Origin of the sequence: Shimia aestuarii, assembly GCF_022814865.1 — a bacterium.
GTDB lineage: Bacteria > Pseudomonadota > Alphaproteobacteria > Rhodobacterales > Rhodobacteraceae > Shimia > Shimia aestuarii_A.
This window is the reverse complement of record NZ_JAKVRD010000004.1, coordinates 194,693-210,243: the sequence shown is the minus strand read 5'-3', so window position 1 is coordinate 210,243 and position 15,551 is coordinate 194,693. Positions and strand designations below refer to the sequence as shown.

At 61.5% G+C, this 15,551-nt stretch carries 15 protein-coding genes, 4 tRNA genes and 1 riboswitch; of the genes, 7 read left to right on the top strand and 12 right to left on the bottom strand.

Features of this window, described 5'->3' with window-relative positions:
- The first annotated feature begins 31 nt into the window (after positions 1-31).
- Entirely contained in the window at positions 32-1,408 is a 1,377-nt protein-coding gene (locus MK745_RS06315) for a M20/M25/M40 family metallo-hydrolase (RefSeq protein WP_243612430.1), read from the top strand.
- Positions 1,409-1,489: 81 nt separating this feature from the next.
- Here the strand turns inward: MK745_RS06315 and MK745_RS06310 are convergent, their stop codons facing one another.
- The 3 genes from MK745_RS06310 to MK745_RS06300 form a co-directional block, all read right to left on the bottom strand.
- On the bottom strand, positions 1,490-1,708 hold the full coding sequence (locus tag MK745_RS06310; protein WP_243612429.1) for an RND transporter: 219 nt from the start codon (positions 1,706-1,708) through the stop codon (positions 1,490-1,492).
- 29 nt (positions 1,709-1,737) lie between these two features.
- Positions 1,738-1,814: transfer RNA gene (locus tag MK745_RS06305), tRNA-Asp, on the bottom strand.
- Positions 1,815-1,845: 31 nt separating this feature from the next.
- Positions 1,846-1,922, bottom strand: a tRNA-Asp gene (locus tag MK745_RS06300).
- A gap of 403 nt (positions 1,923-2,325) precedes the next feature.
- Here MK745_RS06300 and MK745_RS06295 point away from each other — a divergent pair.
- Positions 2,326-4,113 (top strand): M10 family metallopeptidase, encoded by a 1,788-nt coding sequence (locus MK745_RS06295; protein WP_243612428.1) that lies wholly within the window; start codon positions 2,326-2,328, stop codon positions 4,111-4,113.
- 80 nt (positions 4,114-4,193) lie between these two features.
- Here the strand turns inward: MK745_RS06295 and MK745_RS06290 are convergent, their stop codons facing one another.
- From MK745_RS06290 to MK745_RS06275, 4 genes are all read right to left on the bottom strand, one after another.
- Positions 4,194-4,970, bottom strand: a complete 777-nt coding sequence (locus MK745_RS06290) for a cobalamin-binding protein (protein ID WP_243612427.1) — start codon at positions 4,968-4,970, stop codon at positions 4,194-4,196.
- A gap of 4 nt (positions 4,971-4,974) precedes the next feature.
- Positions 4,975-5,277 (bottom strand): hypothetical protein, encoded by a 303-nt coding sequence (locus MK745_RS06285; protein ID WP_243612426.1) that lies wholly within the window; start codon positions 5,275-5,277, stop codon positions 4,975-4,977.
- 121 nt (positions 5,278-5,398) lie between these two features.
- A riboswitch (cobalamin riboswitch) is annotated at positions 5,399-5,617 on the bottom strand.
- A gap of 126 nt (positions 5,618-5,743) precedes the next feature.
- Positions 5,744-6,166: a DUF4345 domain-containing protein gene (locus MK745_RS06280; RefSeq protein ID WP_243612425.1), complete on the bottom strand. Its 423-nt coding sequence runs from the start codon at positions 6,164-6,166 to the stop codon at positions 5,744-5,746.
- Between the two features lie 29 nt (positions 6,167-6,195).
- Positions 6,196-7,023 (bottom strand): NAD(P)H-binding protein, encoded by an 828-nt coding sequence (locus MK745_RS06275; protein WP_243612424.1) that lies wholly within the window; start codon positions 7,021-7,023, stop codon positions 6,196-6,198.
- 144 nt (positions 7,024-7,167) lie between these two features.
- Between MK745_RS06275 and MK745_RS06270 the strand changes: the two genes are divergently transcribed.
- Entirely contained in the window at positions 7,168-8,139 is a 972-nt protein-coding gene (locus tag MK745_RS06270) for an AraC family transcriptional regulator (protein ID WP_243612423.1), read from the top strand.
- Between the two features lie 33 nt (positions 8,140-8,172).
- Here the strand turns inward: MK745_RS06270 and MK745_RS06265 are convergent.
- From MK745_RS06265 to MK745_RS06255, 3 genes are all read right to left on the bottom strand, one after another.
- Positions 8,173-8,248, bottom strand: a tRNA-Val gene (locus MK745_RS06265).
- Positions 8,249-8,367: 119 nt separating this feature from the next.
- Positions 8,368-8,442 (bottom strand) — tRNA-Val (locus MK745_RS06260).
- Positions 8,443-8,461: 19 nt separating this feature from the next.
- Complete coding sequence (locus MK745_RS06255) at positions 8,462-8,878, bottom strand: HU family DNA-binding protein (protein ID WP_243612422.1); 417 nt, start codon at positions 8,876-8,878, stop codon at positions 8,462-8,464.
- A 115-nt stretch (positions 8,879-8,993) separates the two neighbouring features.
- On the opposite strand from MK745_RS06255, the gene MK745_RS06250 reads away from it, so the two are divergent.
- Complete coding sequence (locus MK745_RS06250) at positions 8,994-9,437, top strand: tail fiber domain-containing protein (RefSeq protein WP_243612421.1); 444 nt, start codon at positions 8,994-8,996, stop codon at positions 9,435-9,437.
- 73 nt (positions 9,438-9,510) lie between these two features.
- Here MK745_RS06250 and lon read toward each other — a convergent pair whose 3' ends face one another.
- Positions 9,511-11,907, bottom strand: a complete 2,397-nt coding sequence (gene lon / locus MK745_RS06245; RefSeq protein WP_243612420.1) for an endopeptidase La — start codon at positions 11,905-11,907, stop codon at positions 9,511-9,513.
- 275 nt (positions 11,908-12,182) lie between these two features.
- On the opposite strand from lon, the gene MK745_RS06240 reads away from it, so the two are divergent.
- Positions 12,183-13,100: a glycosyltransferase gene (locus MK745_RS06240; protein ID WP_243612419.1), complete on the top strand. Its 918-nt coding sequence runs from the start codon at positions 12,183-12,185 to the stop codon at positions 13,098-13,100.
- Here MK745_RS06240 and tgt read toward each other — a convergent pair.
- A complete protein-coding gene (gene tgt, locus MK745_RS06235; protein ID WP_243612418.1) occupies positions 13,097-14,227 on the bottom strand; it encodes a tRNA guanosine(34) transglycosylase Tgt in 1,131 nt (376 codons plus the stop codon). The genes MK745_RS06240 and tgt overlap by 4 nt on opposite strands.
- A gap of 116 nt (positions 14,228-14,343) precedes the next feature.
- On the opposite strand from tgt, the gene MK745_RS06230 reads away from it, so the two are divergent.
- Positions 14,344-15,234 carry an SPFH domain-containing protein gene (locus MK745_RS06230; protein ID WP_243612417.1) on the top strand — a complete coding sequence of 297 codons (891 nt, stop codon included), beginning with the start codon at positions 14,344-14,346 and terminating at the stop codon, positions 15,232-15,234.
- Complete coding sequence (locus MK745_RS06225) at positions 15,234-15,518, top strand: NfeD family protein (protein WP_243612416.1); 285 nt, start codon at positions 15,234-15,236, stop codon at positions 15,516-15,518. Before MK745_RS06230 ends, MK745_RS06225 begins: the two co-directional genes overlap by 1 nt.
- Positions 15,519-15,551: the final 33 nt, after the last annotated feature.

Genomic DNA, 15,551 nt, shown 5'->3' with positions numbered 1-15,551 from the left:
TTCCCACCCGAACGCGCAAGGAGAAATCCGCATGTCTCTCGACACTGTTCTGTCCCGTATTGATTCCGATCTCGACGCCGCTACCGAGCGGCTGCTCGATCTGCTGCGGATTCCCTCGGTTTCGACCGATCCGGCCTATAAAGAGGATTGCGACAAAGCTGCGGATTGGCTTGTGTCAGAACTGCAAGCGCTTGGAATTTCGGCTGAAAAACGCCCCACGCCCGGCCATCCCATGGTCGTTGGCCATGTCGATGGCGACGGGCCACACCTTCTTTTCTATGGCCACTATGATGTGCAACCCGTCGATCCTCTCGAGCTTTGGGATACCCCGCCGTTTGAGCCCGCAATCGAGGACACGCCTAAAGGAAAAGTGATCCGTGGCCGTGGATCCTCCGACGACAAGGGCCAGCTGATGACATTCGTCGAAGCCTGCCGCGCCTGGATCGCGGTGCACGGCAAATTGCCCTGCAAAATTACTTTCTTTTTCGAAGGAGAAGAAGAATCAGGCTCGCCCTCCCTTGTCCCCTTCATGGAGGAAAACGCCAAGGAACTCGGCGCCGATATCGCTCTGATTTGCGATACGGGCCTCTTCGAAAGCTCCGTGCCCGCGATCACGACACAGCTGCGTGGCCTTCTCGGTGAGGACTTTACCATCACTGGCCCCTCCCGCGATCTCCATTCGGGCATGTATGGCGGCATTGCCATGAATCCGATCCGCGTTCTGACGAGAATCCTCGCCGGGCTGCATGATGAGACCGGCGCCATTACCCTGCCCGGCTTCTATGATGACGTACCCGAGCTGGCCGACGAGATTCGCGCCCAGTGGCAGGGCCTCAATTTCGACCACGAGAGTTTTCTCGGCGATGTCGGTCTGAAGTCGCCCGCAGGCGAACAAGATCGTACCCCGCTCGAGATGATCTGGTCGCGCCCAACCTGCGATGTGAACGGGATCTGGGGCGGCTATACTGGCGACGGCTTCAAGACCGTGCTGCCATCAGAAGCCTCGGCCAAGGTCTCTTTCCGCCTCGTTGGCCAACAAGACCCCGATAAGATCCGCAAGGCCTTCCGAAACTACCTCGAAGACAACCTCCCCGAGGGGTTCACCGTCGAATACCGCACCGACAAGGGCGCACCCGCCTCGCAAATGTCCATCGACGATCCCGCCTTCGAGAAGGCGCGCAAGGCGCTTTCCGATGAATGGCCGCGCCCGGCGGCCTATGTCGGCTGTGGCGGCTCGATCCCGATCGCGGGCTATTTCAAAGAAATCCTCGGTATGGACTCGATGCTCATTGGTTTTGGCCGCGACGACGACCAAATCCACTCCCCGAACGAGAAATACGACCTCGAAAGCTTCCACAAAGGCACGCGGTCCTGGGCGCGGATCTTGGACGAACTGAGCAAGGGGTAACCTTATTTGAGCGTCCGCAACCGATTTGCGGGCGCTCAATAGACAGGACGCAATCGCGTAGCGCGCACCAACCGCCGATCTTTAGCCGGACCTACCAGAACGCAGCCCCTTGATCGCAAGAACAAGAACCGGGGCACCATGCATCGCGAGGTCGAACCAATCGAGCGGGCGCACCAATGTGCCGGCCCCGAGCATCTTGAGCTTTTCCCATAGGTGCGGCTCAGGCAGGAACGGCGCCAACCCCAACAACAACGCCACAAGCGTCACGTCGCGCCAACGAAGCCTGTCGATCCATGCCAATATACTTTTCTGACCTTTCAGGGAAGAAGTGGCGCGGTTGACGGGGCTCGAACCCGCGACCCCCGGCGTGACAGGCCGGTACTCTAACCAACTGAGCTACAACCGCGCATACGCTTCGGAAGCTGGACGGACAGTGGTGGCGCGGTTGACGGGGCTCGAACCCGCGACCCCCGGCGTGACAGGCCGGTACTCTAACCAACTGAGCTACAACCGCTCACTGTCCGCCCGGGGCTTGGCCCGAGCGTGAGGCGGTGTTTAGGCTGAGGCAGAGGGCGCGTCAAGCGCATATCCCGCGCGATGCGAAAGTTTTTTGACGGCCCTGTTCCCCCTCTCGCAAACCCAGACACCTTCCCACATAGGACACCGGTTTTCATGCGATCTCCGGGGCCGAAGGCAGTTGGTTTCGACGGCCCAACACATGCGACGCCATGCCCCTCCGAAAGGAGGTAAACCAAAGGTAAACGCGGGTTGACTCGAATCCCTTGGCACAAGATAGAAGACGCATAGCGAGATCGGCATTCCCTCAAAGATTGCACGTAGACGATCTGAACATTTGACCTTGATATTTGCCCGAGTCATTTCCCGCCTCGAGCATACCAGACGGAAAGATCACGAGTATGAGCGGCATTGGTAATAGCACAACCCTCGTCACCCAGAGCGGCGATGATTTCATCGACGGCGTCTTGACCAACCAGCGTTGGAGCGACGCCACGATCGAGTATTCCTTCACGACCGACGGTTCGGTCTACAGCTATTTCAGCTCCGATGGGCTCACCGATCTGCCCGCAAACCATGTCGATGTGACCAACCAGCAGAAACTGGCCGTACAATTCGCCCTCGATGCGGATAACGGCACCAATAGCGCCGCTTCCGCCGGCTTCTCCGTGGAAGGGTTCACAAATCTGGGCATCGACCTGGACACCACTCCGGATTCGTCTTTTTCTTCCCGCGAACATATTCGCATCGCCAACACGACCTCCTACCTTGTCCCGACCGCACGAGTCGGCGACTTCCCGGGCAATGACGAGACGAACGGCTCTGATGACAACGGCGACGTCTGGTTCGGCCCATATAGCAACAACATCTACCAGACCCCGCAAGCGGGCAACTACGCCTGGGCGACCCATATCCACGAGCTTGGCCACGCGCTTGGCCTGAGCCACGGTCACTCCTACTGGGAGTTCACCGACCTTCCCTATGCCTATGACTCGATGGAATACTCGATCATGACCTATGCCTCCTATGTCGGGGCATATACTGGCGGTGGCTACACCAACGAAACTTGGGGCTATGCCCAGACCTGGATGATGGCCGATATCGCCGCGCTGCAATACATGTATGGTGCCGATTTCACGACCAACTCCGGCGATACCGTCTACAAATGGAACCCCGGTTCCGGCGACACGCTGGTGAATGGCCAAGTGGCCATCGACGCGGGCGGCAACGTGATTTTTGCGACGATCTGGGACGGTGGCGGCACCGACACCTACGATCTTTCCGCCTATTCGAGCGACCTCGAAATCGACCTGCGCCCCGGCCAGCACTCGGTCTTCGACCAGACCCAGCTCGCAGAACTGGACAAGTATGACATCGGCTCCGAAACCGCACGCGGCAGCATCTTCAACGCCCTGCAATACGAGGGCGACGCCCGCTCGCTGATTGAGAACGCCATCGGCGGCAGCGGCAATGACGAAATCGTCGGCAACGCCGCCGATAACGAGCTTCAGGGCGGCGCTGGCAACGATACCCTCACCGGTGACGTTGGAGACGATACCCTGCTCGGCAACAACGGCATCGACAGCCTTATCGGCGGAGACGGCTTTGACCGGCTCGAAGGCGGCGAAGGCGACGACACCCTGCGCGGCATGAAAAACGGCGATGTGGCCTATGGTGGCGACGGCAACGACACCATCTATGGCGGCAACGGCCACGATGACCTCTATGGCGAAGGCGACAACGACCGGATCTATGGTCATGGCGGCGCTGACCTGATCGAAGGCGGTATTGGCGGAGATCGCCTGTTCGGCGGTCGTGGCGATGACACGATCCTCGGCGGTAACGGCTATGATAGGCTCTTTGGCAGCAAGGGCCGCGATATTCTCAACGGTGGAATCGGCAACGATACCCTGACGGGCGGCGAAATGGCCGATACCTTCGTCTTTGACGATGGCTTCGGGCACGACATCATTCGCGACTTTGCCGCTGCCAACCTCGAAAAGGTCGACCTGTCCGGCGTGACCGAGATCACCGACTACAATGACCTGATCGCCAACCACCTTGTCGACGAGGGCGGCTTTGCCAAGATCGTGGACGGGGACAACTCGATCCTGCTCGAGGGTGTGGCGTATACCGACGTGCGCGACGGTGTGAACGGCTATACTGAGGACGATTTCCTCTTCGTCTGATCGCCGCGCCTCCCCGAGGCCGCATGAAGCTACCAAAGGCCGATCCCTCCGAGGGGTCGGCCTTTTCTCTAGCCAAAGCGCTAGGCCAATGCCGCGGCGATCGCGTCCAACCCATCGGTCAATGCGGCAGGACCGGGCTGTAGGATCAAGGGCGATTTGATCTCGACAATCCGCCCCTCCCGCACCGCGGGAATGCTGTCCCATCCGGCGCGCGCCGCGATTTTCTCAGGCCGGACTTTCTTGCCGCACCAAGACGCTAGGATCACGTCAGGCGCGGCTGCGATCACCTGTTGAGGGGTTACGAAACGGTCTTTGGCCTTGTCCTTGCCTGCAAGCTCTGGGAATGCCTCGCGCCCGCCCGCAATCTCGATCAACTCGGAAACCCAGCCGATACCGGTGATCATCGGTTCATCCCATTCCTCGAAATAGACCGTCGGACGGGCCCGCCCCTCGGCCTTCGCTTCGAGTTTCGCCAACCTCTGCTCATAGTGATGCACAAGTCGCGCCGCGCGCTTGCTCTGCCCCACCATCGCGCCCAGGTGTCGGATCATCGCAAGGATCCCGGCAACGTCGCGCTGATTATAGCCCATCACCGTGACGCCTTCGCGCAACAAGGCCGCGGCGATATCGGCCTGCAAGTCTGAAAAGGTCAACACAAGGTCAGGCTCAAGCGCGAGAATCTTGGGGATATCCGCCGAGGTAAACGCCGAAACCCGAGGCTTCTCGGCCCGCACCCGCTTGGGGCGCACCGCATAGCCCGACACGCCAACGATCCGATCTTCCGCACCAAGAAGATAAAGCGTCTCGACCGTTTCCTCTGTCAGGCACACGATCCGTTCAGGGGGAAAGCGTCTCATGCCGTCACGTTGCCGCGCGCCGCGCCCGAGCCCCACCGCGCCGAAGCTTGCGCGGCAGCGCCAAGGGCAATGGCTCAATCGGCACCCGCATCGACGCCAGAAGCAGATCGCAAAAAACCGCAATGGCGGGGGATGTGGCAATGAACGGCATTGCCGCGGTATAGGCCTGCATCGCCTCTTCGCGATAATGCGCCATCGGCTTCAGCGCCCCAAGCCACTGCATATATCCAAGCTGGCCAAGCTCGGTCGCCCGATCCGGGCAGACATAGCCAATATCAAGTTGAGAAATCGTCCGTTTCAGAAGCATCGCGCCCTCCGCGCAAGAAGCGAGGGTAAGCGGCGCAGCGGCGATCGCGTGACGTATATAGCGTCCATCCCGGTCTCTCCGGCCCGTGGCACCCCGCCAGGGTTAAAGTGACTGCAGCGCGCGAAGCACGCCGGAGATGGCAGGTCTCCTGACTTGCGGGTCGTTGCTCTCCCGAACCTTCCCGAACCGCCCGCATTGCGGGTCTGGGTTCAGTGGCGTGTCTCGGGGTCGCTCACCGCTCACAGTTGCGGGGGCAGTCGTGGACTTGGGCCAAGGCCCGCACCACATTCCCTTTTCAGCCGGCCACGCAAGGCCGGACACCATCCCTTGCGTCGTCGCAGAAAAACCGCGCTGTGTCCAGCAAAAGCAGAGCCCATGCGACACAGGCGCAGCGCCGCATCAGGCAGCCTCAGACCAGAGGCGTGGGGCGAGGCCATCCAAACGGCCCCGCCCCGGTCTCGCACCGTCATCCATGCAGTGCGGTGGTCTGCCGAAGCGCGGTCGCGCCTCGTGCGATCTGCCGCCATACCACGAGGCACAGCGCCCCGATGAGGACTTCAAGACCAAGAACACTGGCGATCGCATCGCCGGGCCAGCCGTCAAGCACAATGCTGACCAGACGCCCGAAGACAAAAGCAAAATAGACAAGCGTCCCAAGCGCGGCGGACAAATGCGCGAGGCCGGGCCGGATGGCGCCCACGAAGACCAAGGCGCCAAGAGCGGCAAGGTTGGCACCGGGCGCGCGCAACTCGCTAAGAGCGGCCGGATTTTGGCTGATCTCGATCCCGTAGCCGGCATAGAAGGCCTGTGGAACAAAGGTGATGGCAAGGCCGATCCCAAGCCCTGTGAGGCCTGCGACCCCGAGGATGAGTTTCTGAAAGAGTGTCATGTGTTTATCCTTTCAATAGCTGATCTGGTTCAGGCCGCATCGGCCCAGGCGCCGCTCTGTGCGGCGGTTTCTGCAAAGGTGAGGAAGTCACGCGGCGCTCGGCCCAGGGCGCGCTGCACACCGTCGGTCACATAGGCGTTGCGCCCGTCCAACGTTTCCCGCGCGATCCCCGTCAGCACATCGGCGATCATCTCGCCCTGCGCTTCGAGCAAAGCCGCATGGAAATCCTCAAACGAAATCGGCGCATGTGCGACCGACCGGCCGCTGGCCTTTGAAAGCGCTTCGGCCATCTCGGCAAAGGTCATCAGGCGCGGACCGGTCACTTCATAAAGCGCGCCGTCATGGCCCGGTTCGGTCAGCGCCGCGACCGCCACATCGGCGATATCGTCGACATCGACAATCGGTTCCTGCACCTCGCCGCCCGGCATCGGGACCACGCCTGCCATCACCGGCGCATGCAAAGCCCCTTCCGAGAAGTTCTGAGCGAACCAGGCCGCGCGCACGATGGTAAAGCGCAGACCAGAGCCGCGCACCACCTCTTCCGCGCGCTGTGCATGGTGCTCGCCCCGTCCAGTCAGCAGGACAAGCTTTTCAACGCCCGAGGCACGCGCCAGATCAACAAGGGCCGAAACGGCCTCCACCGCGCCGGGCACGGCGATATCAGGGAAATACGAGATATAGACAGAGGACACGCCTTCAAGCGCGGCAGGCCATGTCTCTGGCGCGCTCCAATCGAAAGGCCGCGCCGCGCGACGCGACCCGCGGCGCACCGGCAGGCCAAGCGCTTCGAGGCGGCGCGCAACACGCGATCCGGTCTTACCGGTGGCGCCAAGAACTAGAGTGGTTTTGGTATGCATGGGGTTCTCCTTGGGATGCATAGGTCGTTTGATGCCCCCAAGGTATCGACGCGCTCTGGATGAACAATTCCCGCACGTCCGGATTTATTACCCCATCGTCCAGCACATCTGGACGCAAGGTGATAATCGCGCCACAATACCCCCATGACACAGCCCCACGTCCCAAACCCCGACCTCCTCGCGCAACCCACCGGTGATCCGCTGGGCGAGATCCTGCACCTGCTGAAACTGACCGGCACCTTCTACTGCCAGTCGCGACTTAGCGCGCCATGGGGCATCACCATTCCCGGCTTTCCCGAAGTGATGAGCTTTGCCGTCGTGATCGGCGGTCGGGCTTGGATGAAAGTCGGAGACGACGCCCCTTTCGAGATTCAGAAAGGCGATCTGGTGCTGATGACCCACGGCGCCCCGATCAACCTCTATAGCGACGCCGAAGCCCGACTGATGCAGCTCGAAGACCTGCCGATCCGCAAGGTGACCGAGCTATATGAGACAGTCGAATACGGCGGTGGCGGGGCGGAATGCAGCATCATGTACGGGCTCGTGCGTCTCGATCACGCCTCAAGCCCGATGCTGATGGCGCTTCTGCCGGATGTGCTCAAAATCGACCCGTGGGAGGAAGAGGCCGGAAGCTGGCTCCAGGGCACGTTGCAGTTTATCGCCCGCGAAGCCCGCGAGTTGCGCCCCGGTGGCGAAACCGTCATCACCCGACTGGCCGATGTCCTTGTGATCGAGGCGATCCGCCGTTGGCTCAGCCGATCGCAAGAGGCCGACCGCGGTTGGCTCAAGGCCGCGCGAGATCCCCAGATCGGACGCGCCATCGTCGCCATTCATCGCGATCCGGCCGCCGATTGGACGGTCGAGAGCCTCGCACAGGTGGCGGGCATGTCACGCTCGGCCTTTGCGGCGCGCTTCACCGGTCTCGTTGGCACGCCTGCTATGCAATACTTGGCCCAGTGGCGCATGAACCTTGCACGGCGCTCCTTGCGCGAAACCAGCCACCCCATCGCATCCATCGCCGCCGACCTCGGCTACCAATCCGAACCCGCCTTCAACCGCGCCTTCAAACGCGTCTTCGGCACAACACCCGGTCAGGCACGACGAAACGCTTCATGACCACGCGGCTTCTTTGAAATCAATGAAGTGGGATGGTGGGTCGTGAGAGGCTCGAACTCCCGACATCTTCGGTGTAAACGAAGCGCTCTACCAACTGAGCTAACGACCCGATGCGCGCTTTATTAGCCGCGCCTGCGGGCGGGTTCAACAGGAATTTTCACCGACCTTCCAAACCAGTCCCCGAAAAGAAGAAGGGCGCTCAACCCTTGCGGGGAGCGCCCTTGAAACTGGTGGGTGATAAGAGATTTGAACTCCTGACATCTTCGATGTGAACGAAGCGCTCTACCACTGAGCTAATCACCCGGTGACGCGCTATGTAGCCTCACTCCGCAGCCTCTGCAACCCCTTCTTTCGCGCCCTCGGGCTGCTTTTTTGGCTGGCGCAGGCGGACGTTCATTACCTTGCCGTTCGACACTTCTTTGGCGCGCTGTACCTTCATTTTACCGAATGGCCGCAGGTTGAGCTCGCGCCCTTCGTCCAGTGCTTCGCCGAGCACGGCAAGCATCGCTTCCACGGTCGGCTTGGCAAAGCGCTTCTTGATGCCGGAGCGTTCGACAACCATGTCGATCAGCTCTTTCTTTTTCATCTCGGGGCCGGCAACCACCGGCTTGGCCTCGTTGACGACAACCGGCTTTGCGGCGGCGGCGCTGGCCGTCTTGCGCTTGGTTGTGGTCTTACGGGCGGTGCCCGCGGGTTTGCGCGTCGTGCTCTTGGCGCGGGTTGTGGTCGTCTTGGCCATCTTGGACTCACCTCACTGTTTTCGGTTTGGAAACAGCGTAACAGCCATGCCGCATTGACTCCAGATGACATTTCGAGAACGCTTTGTGACGCGCGCCAAACAAGGGGATTATGTCATGCGACACACCGCCATTGCCACTCTTCTCATCACCTCGCTGACCGCCACGACCGCCTTGGCAGGCCCGCCGGCCACAGCCTTTGGGACACCTACGGTCTCCTCACAATCCGTGGCTGACGACGCCGCCAGTGCCTCGACCCCGGCGATCGCCATTGTCGGCCTCTTGGCACTGACCATGGCGCTTCTTGCAACGTCGAGCAGCCCTGCGCCCCTGCCCGCCCCAAGCGATGAGCGTCTCAAGACGGATATCGACCGCGTCGGCACCGCCGCGAACGGTCTGCCGCTCTATCATTTCCGCTACAAAGGCCACCCTCAGGTCTTCGAAGGCGTCATGGCGCAGGATGTGCTTGCCCATACGCCCGACGCGGTCCTGACCATGCCCGGCGGCTATCTTGCCGTGGATTACGGGATGCTCGGCCTGTCGATGACGCGGGTGGACTGATAGCACCGCCGACCAACGAAAAAGGGCGTGGATTTCTCCACGCCCTTTGTCATTTGCAGGTCTCTGACGGAGATCAATGCGCCGTGGCGCTGGTCCCTTCGTCGCGCGCGAGGGCTGCGGCAACTTCTGCCGCCTCGTCCCATTCGATCGCATCCGGCTCTCGTACCAGCGCGAGCTTGAGCACGTCGCGCACATGGCTCACCGGGATGATCTCGAGGCCTTCCTTGACGTTGTCGGGAATCTCCGCGAGGTCTTTCTCGTTTTCCTCGGGGATCAGCACCGTCTTCACGCCGCCACGCAGCGCCGCAAGAAGCTTCTCCTTGAGACCGCCAATCGCCGAGGCATTGCCGCGCAGCGTGACCTCGCCGGTCATGGCGATATCCTTGCGCACCGGAATCCCCGTGAGCGTCGAGACAATCGCCGTCACCATGGCAAGACCCGCCGACGGCCCGTCCTTGGGCGTCGCCCCGTCCGGCACGTGAACGTGGATGTCCCACTTGTCAAACAGCGGTGGCTTGACCCCGATCTGCGGCGCGATAGAGCGCACATAACTCGAGGCCGCGTCGATGGATTCCTTCATCACATCGCCAAGCTTCCCGGTGGTCTTCATCCGGCCCTTGCCCGGCAGGCGCAGCGCCTCGATAGAGAGAAGATCGCCCCCGACACTGGTATAGGCCAGCCCCGTGACAACCCCGACCTGATCTTCCTTCTCGGCGAGACCATAGCGGAACTTCTTCACGCCAAGGAAATCGTCAAGGTTTTCCGGCGTCACGTCGACCGCTTCGGTCTCGCCCTTGACGATCTTGGTCACCGCCTTGCGCGCCAATTTGCCAAGCTCACGCTCGAGGTTCCGCACCCCCGCCTCGCGGGTATAGGTACGGATCATCTCCATGAGCGCCTCCGGCTCGATCGAGAACTCCTTGGCCTTGAGCCCGTGGTTCTTGACCTGCTTGGGCACAAGGTGCCGCGTCGCGATCTCTGCCTTCTCTTCCTCGGTGTAGCCCGCCAGCGGGATGATCTCCATCCGGTCGAGAAGCGGCCCCGGCATGTTGTAGCTATTGGCCGTGGTCAGGAACATCACGTTGCTGAGGTCGTATTCAACCTCAAGGTAATGGTCCACAAACGTGCCGTTCTGCTCCGGGTCGAGCACTTCGAGCATCGCCGACGCCGGGTCGCCCCGGAAGTCCTGACCCATCTTGTCGATCTCATCGAGCAGGATAAGCGGGTTCGTCGTCTTCGCCTTCTTCAGCGCCTGAATGATCTTGCCCGGCATGGAGCCGATATAGGTCCGACGGTGGCCGCGGATTTCGCTCTCATCGCGCACCCCACCAAGGGAAATGCGGATAAATTCGCGTCCCGTCGCCTTGGCCACGGATTTGCCAAGCGAGGTCTTACCGACGCCCGGAGGCCCGACAAGGCACAGGATCGGCCCCTTGAGCTTGGCAGACCGCTGTTGCACTGCGAGATATTCGACAATGCGCTCCTTGACCTTCGCAAGCCCGTAGTGATCCTCATCAAGGATCGTTTCGGCACGGCCTAGATCTTTCTTCACGCGGGATTTCTTGCCCCACGGGATCGACAGCATCCAATCAAGATAGTTGCGCACGACAGTCGCCTCGGCGCTCATCGGGCTCATGTTCTTGAGCTTCTTGAGTTCCGCCTCGGCCTTTTCCTTGGCCTCTTTCGAAAGCTTGGTTGCGGCGATCTTCTCTTCGAGTTCAGCGATTTCGCCCTCGCCGTCCTCACCGTCGCCAAGCTCCTTCTGAATGGCCTTCATCTGCTCATTCAGGTAATATTCGCGCTGCGTGCGCTCCATTTGGGATTTCACGCGCGTCTTGATCTTCTTCTCGACCTGCAAGACGCTCATTTCGCCCTGCATCAGACCATAGACCTTCTCAAGCCGCTCGCTGACCGAAAGCGTCTCCAGAAGTTCCTGCTTCTGGTCGACCTCGATGCCAAGATGCCCCGCCACGAGATCGGCAAGCTTTTGCGGCTCGACTGTCTCGGAGACCGCCGAAAGCGCCTCTTCGGGGATGTTCTTCTTGACCTTGGCATAGCGCTCGAACTCGTCGGTGACGGTCCGCAAAAGCGCCTCAATGGTGGCTGCGTCGCCCGGAAGCTCCGTCAGGTATTCGGCCTCGGCCTCAAAGAAATCGTCGTTTTCGATGAAATGGGTGATCTGCACACGGCTTACGCCCTCGACCAGCACCTTCACGGTGCCATCGGGCAGTTTCAGAAGCTGTAGCACATTGGCCAACACGCCAGCGCGATAGATACCATCGGCATCCGGGTCATCAATCGCCGGGTCGATCTGGCTCGACAGAAGGATTTGCTTGTCATCTGCCATGACTTCTTCGAGCGCCCGTACAGATTTGTCGCGCCCCACGAAAAGCGGCACGATCATGTGCGGGAACACCACGATATCGCGCAGTGGCAGCACAGGATAAGAAGAATTGAGAGGCTCTTGCATACTCGGTCCTTGTTCTTGGCAAAACGACACGGGCCCCATAAGCGGCAACCCTTTGGCCGTTTCCGTTTCCTCACAGTCTAAGGTGGGGCATACCCCTGCCAGTTTCAACTGTTCCGGCTCGTCGGCACACAATGCCGCCCCCGGACAGGAGCCACAAGCCGCGAATCCGGGCAATGCATGAAAAATTCCCCAGCAAACCGCGCTCCCGGCTTGCTGGACAGCCCCGCGCCCCAAGGCTATCGTCGCCCCGTCCCGCCCCTGATCTCCCGGTTTCAATGATCCAATCCCCCGCCCTCGCGGCCCTCGTCGTCACGATGAACCGCCCAGACCAGATCCGCCAGACCGTTGCGCGGCTACGCAGCGAAGGCGCGGATTATCTGGTGATCGTGGACAATGGATCAGACGCCGACACCCGTGATTGGCTGCGCTCGCTTGAGGATGACCAGACCCGCATTTTGCTCACCGAGCGCAATCTCGGTGGTGCGGGCGGCTTTGCCCGCGCGCTGACCGAAGCGCGCGAGGCATTCGATCCCGATTGGTATCTCCTGATGGATGATGACGCCCGCCCTGACCCCGGCGCGCTTGCCGCTTTCCGGGCGATGGACAAGACCGGCTGGGACGCGCTCGCCGCCGCGGCCTATTACCCGGACGGCACGATCTGCGAAATGAACCGCCCGCTGGTCAACCGCCTTTCCGGCCCCGGTTTCATCCCCGCGCACCTCACCCCCGAGGACTACGCCAGCCCCTATACGCGCCCCGTCGCGGCCTCGTCCTTTGTCGGCCTCTTCCTAACCCGCACGGCGGTGCGCACCATTGGCCTGCCAGACCCTGACCTTTTTCTTTACATGGAAGACGGGCTCTATACCCTCGCCCTGACCCGCGCGGGGCTGCGTCTTGGCTTTGCGCCAAAACTCCGCTTTACCCATGATTGCCAGACACTTGCAACGCGCACCTCAGGCTTTCGCCCGGTGTGGAAAGCCTATTACTACCATCGCAATCTGCTGATCTTCTATCGCCGCGCGATGGGGCCACTTGTCTGGCCAACCCTCGCCTATCTGATCCCGCGCTGGCTCATGAAAACGCGCGATCAAAAGGGCGAGGCCCGCGCCTTCCTGCGCTACCTTGCCCGCGCGATCCGCGACGGACTGCGCGGGCGCACAGGCACCGGCCCGGTCGAGAACGGCGAGGTCTAGACCGGCTCGATATCGCCAAGCGCGCGGGTCGCGTGGAACTCCGCTTCCCATGCCTCGAACGTGCCCGCCGCAATCGCGTCGCGCATCCCCTGCATGATCTCTTGGAAATAGTGCAGGTTGTGCCAGGTGAGCAGCATCCCCGAGATCATCTCGCCCGCACGATAGACATGGTGCAGGTAGGCCCGGCTATAGCTGCGGCACGCCGGACAGGTGCAATGCTCATCCAAGGGGCGCGGATCATCCGCATGGCGCGCGTTCTTGATATTGACCTGTCCCCGCCGGGTCCACGCCTGCCCCGTGCGCCCCGAGCGGCTCGGCAACACGCAATCCATCATGTCGATACCGCGCTTGACCGCGCCGACGATATCATCCGGCTTGCCCACCCCCATAAGGTAGCGCGGCTTGTCCTGTGGTAGGTATCCCGGCGCATAGTCGAGGCAATCGAACATCGCCTCTTGCCCCTCGCCGACGGCCAGCCCGCCAATCGCATAGCCATCGAACCCGATGGCCTTGAGCGCCTGCGCACTTTCCTCGCGCAGATCGGCCTCAAGCCCGCCCTGCATGATCCCGAAAAGCGCGTGCCCCGGTCGATCCCCAAACGCCTCTTTCGAGCGCTCCGCCCACCGCATCGAAAGCCGCATCGACTCGGCGATCCGGTCCCGATCCGCCGGAAGCGCCGGGCATTCGTCGAAACACATAACGATATCCGAGCCGAGCAACCGCTGAATCTCCATCGACCGCTCCGGCGTCAACTCATGGCGCGAGCCGTCGATATGACTTTTGAAGGTCACGCCCTTCTCGGTGAGCTTGCGCAGGTCGGCAAGGCTCATGACCTGAAACCCGCCCGAGTCCGTGAGGATTGGCCGGTCCCAATTCATGAACTTGTGCAAGCCCCCCAACCGATCAATCCGCTCTGCCGTCGGGCGCAGCATCAGATGATAGGTGTTGCCGAGAAGGATATCCGCCCCCGTGTCTCGCACGCTCTCGGGCATCATCGCCTTGACCGTCGCCGCCGTGCCCACCGGCATGAAAGCAGGCGTGCGGATGTCGCCACGCGGGGTCCGGATCACGCCCTTGCGCGCCGCGCCGTCGGTGGCCTCAAGTTCAAAGGAAAAGCTGGATGTCATGCGATACCTTTCGGGTTTTTCTTTCTCCAACCACAAAAGCGCGGCCTTGTAAAATGGCGCAGCCTTGCGCACTCTGTCCGCAATCCGCCAACCGGCGCGTATTTACGGAGCCTCCCATGTCCGAAGACGTTCTTCTCAACTTCGTTGCAAGCAACCTTCTCTACCTTCTGGCGGCGGTCTTCGTCGTCATTGTTATCCTCAAGGGCGTGCGCATCGTACCGCAATCGGAGAAACACGTGGTCGAACGCTTTGGCCGCCTGCAAGCGGTGCTTGGCCCCGGCATCAACCTGATCGTGCCCTTCCTCGACGTGGTCCGCCATCAGGTCTCGATCCTCGAACGCCAACTCCCCAACGCCAACCAGGACGCGATCACCAAGGACAACGTGCTTCTCGAGGTGGAAACCTCCGTCTTCTACCGCATCATCGAGCCGGAAAAGACCGTCTACCGAATCCGCGACGTGGACGCCGCCATCGCCACAACCGTCGCCGGGATCGTGCGCGCCGAGATCGGCATGATGGATCTCGACGATGTGCAGGCCAACCGCGCCCGCCTGATCTCGACCATCAAAAACTCCGTGGAATCCGCCATCGATGACTGGGGCATCGAAGTGACCCGCGCCGAAATTCTCGACGTGAACCTCGACCAAGCCACCCGCGACGCCATGCTGCAACAGCTCAACGCTGAACGCGCCCGCCGCGCCCAGGTGACCGAGGCCGAAGGCACCAAGCGCGCGGTCGAGCTGTCTGCCGACGCCGACCTCTACGCCGCCGAACAGGCCGCAAAGGCCCGCCGCATCTCGGCCGAAGCCGAGGCTTATGCAACCGAAGTCGTGGCCAAGGCGATCCGCGAGAACGGCATCGAAGCGGCACAATATCAGGTCGCCCTGAAACAGGTCGAAGCCCTGAACGCGCTCGGCAATGGCGACGGCAAACAGACCATCGTCCTGCCTGCCGCCGCGCTTGAGGCCTTTGGCGATGCGTTCAAACTCCTGAAAGGCGGCTCCTGATGGAGAGCATCCCCCTCTACGCCACGTGGTGGCTCTGGATCGCCGCCGCGCTTGGCCTTGCGATCCTCGAAACTCTCGCGCCGGGCTTTGTCTTCCTCGGCTTTGCCATCGGTGTCGCCCTCGTCGGCCTCCTGCTGCTGATCCCGTCGGTCACCGGATGGTCATTGCCACTCTTGCTTCTGATCGCAGCGCTTCTGTCTCTCGTCGCATGGTTCATCCTGCGGCGAAGCTTTGCCCTGCGCGGCAGCGCCCCCAAGACATTCGATCACGACATCAACGACTGACGCGGGGCAGCCTGCGGTGTCCTGCCGCTGGCG

Bases quoted from the DNA above. Each gene is read 5' to 3' on its own strand.
- MK745_RS06315 (WP_243612430.1), top strand. From the start codon at position 32: ATGTCTCTCGACACTGTTCTGTCCCGTATTGATTCCGATCTCGACGCC.
- MK745_RS06295 (WP_243612428.1), top strand. From the start codon at position 2,326: ATGAGCGGCATTGGTAATAGCACAACCCTCGTCACCCAGAGCGGCGAT.
- MK745_RS06290 (WP_243612427.1), bottom strand. From the start codon at position 4,970: ATGAGACGCTTTCCCCCTGAACGGATCGTGTGCCTGACAGAGGAAACG.
- MK745_RS06285 (WP_243612426.1), bottom strand. From the start codon at position 5,277: ATGCTTCTGAAACGGACGATTTCTCAACTTGATATTGGCTATGTCTGC.
- MK745_RS06280 (WP_243612425.1), bottom strand. From the start codon at position 6,166: ATGACACTCTTTCAGAAACTCATCCTCGGGGTCGCAGGCCTCACAGGG.
- MK745_RS06275 (WP_243612424.1), bottom strand. From the start codon at position 7,023: ATGCATACCAAAACCACTCTAGTTCTTGGCGCCACCGGTAAGACCGGA.
- MK745_RS06270 (WP_243612423.1), top strand. From the start codon at position 7,168: ATGACACAGCCCCACGTCCCAAACCCCGACCTCCTCGCGCAACCCACC.
- MK745_RS06255 (WP_243612422.1), bottom strand. From the start codon at position 8,878: ATGGCCAAGACGACCACAACCCGCGCCAAGAGCACGACGCGCAAACCC.
- MK745_RS06250 (WP_243612421.1), top strand. From the start codon at position 8,994: ATGCGACACACCGCCATTGCCACTCTTCTCATCACCTCGCTGACCGCC.
- lon (WP_243612420.1), bottom strand. From the start codon at position 11,907: ATGCAAGAGCCTCTCAATTCTTCTTATCCTGTGCTGCCACTGCGCGAT.
- MK745_RS06240 (WP_243612419.1), top strand. From the start codon at position 12,183: ATGATCCAATCCCCCGCCCTCGCGGCCCTCGTCGTCACGATGAACCGC.
- tgt (WP_243612418.1), bottom strand. From the start codon at position 14,227: ATGACATCCAGCTTTTCCTTTGAACTTGAGGCCACCGACGGCGCGGCG.
- MK745_RS06230 (WP_243612417.1), top strand. From the start codon at position 14,344: ATGTCCGAAGACGTTCTTCTCAACTTCGTTGCAAGCAACCTTCTCTAC.
- MK745_RS06225 (WP_243612416.1), top strand. From the start codon at position 15,234: ATGGAGAGCATCCCCCTCTACGCCACGTGGTGGCTCTGGATCGCCGCC.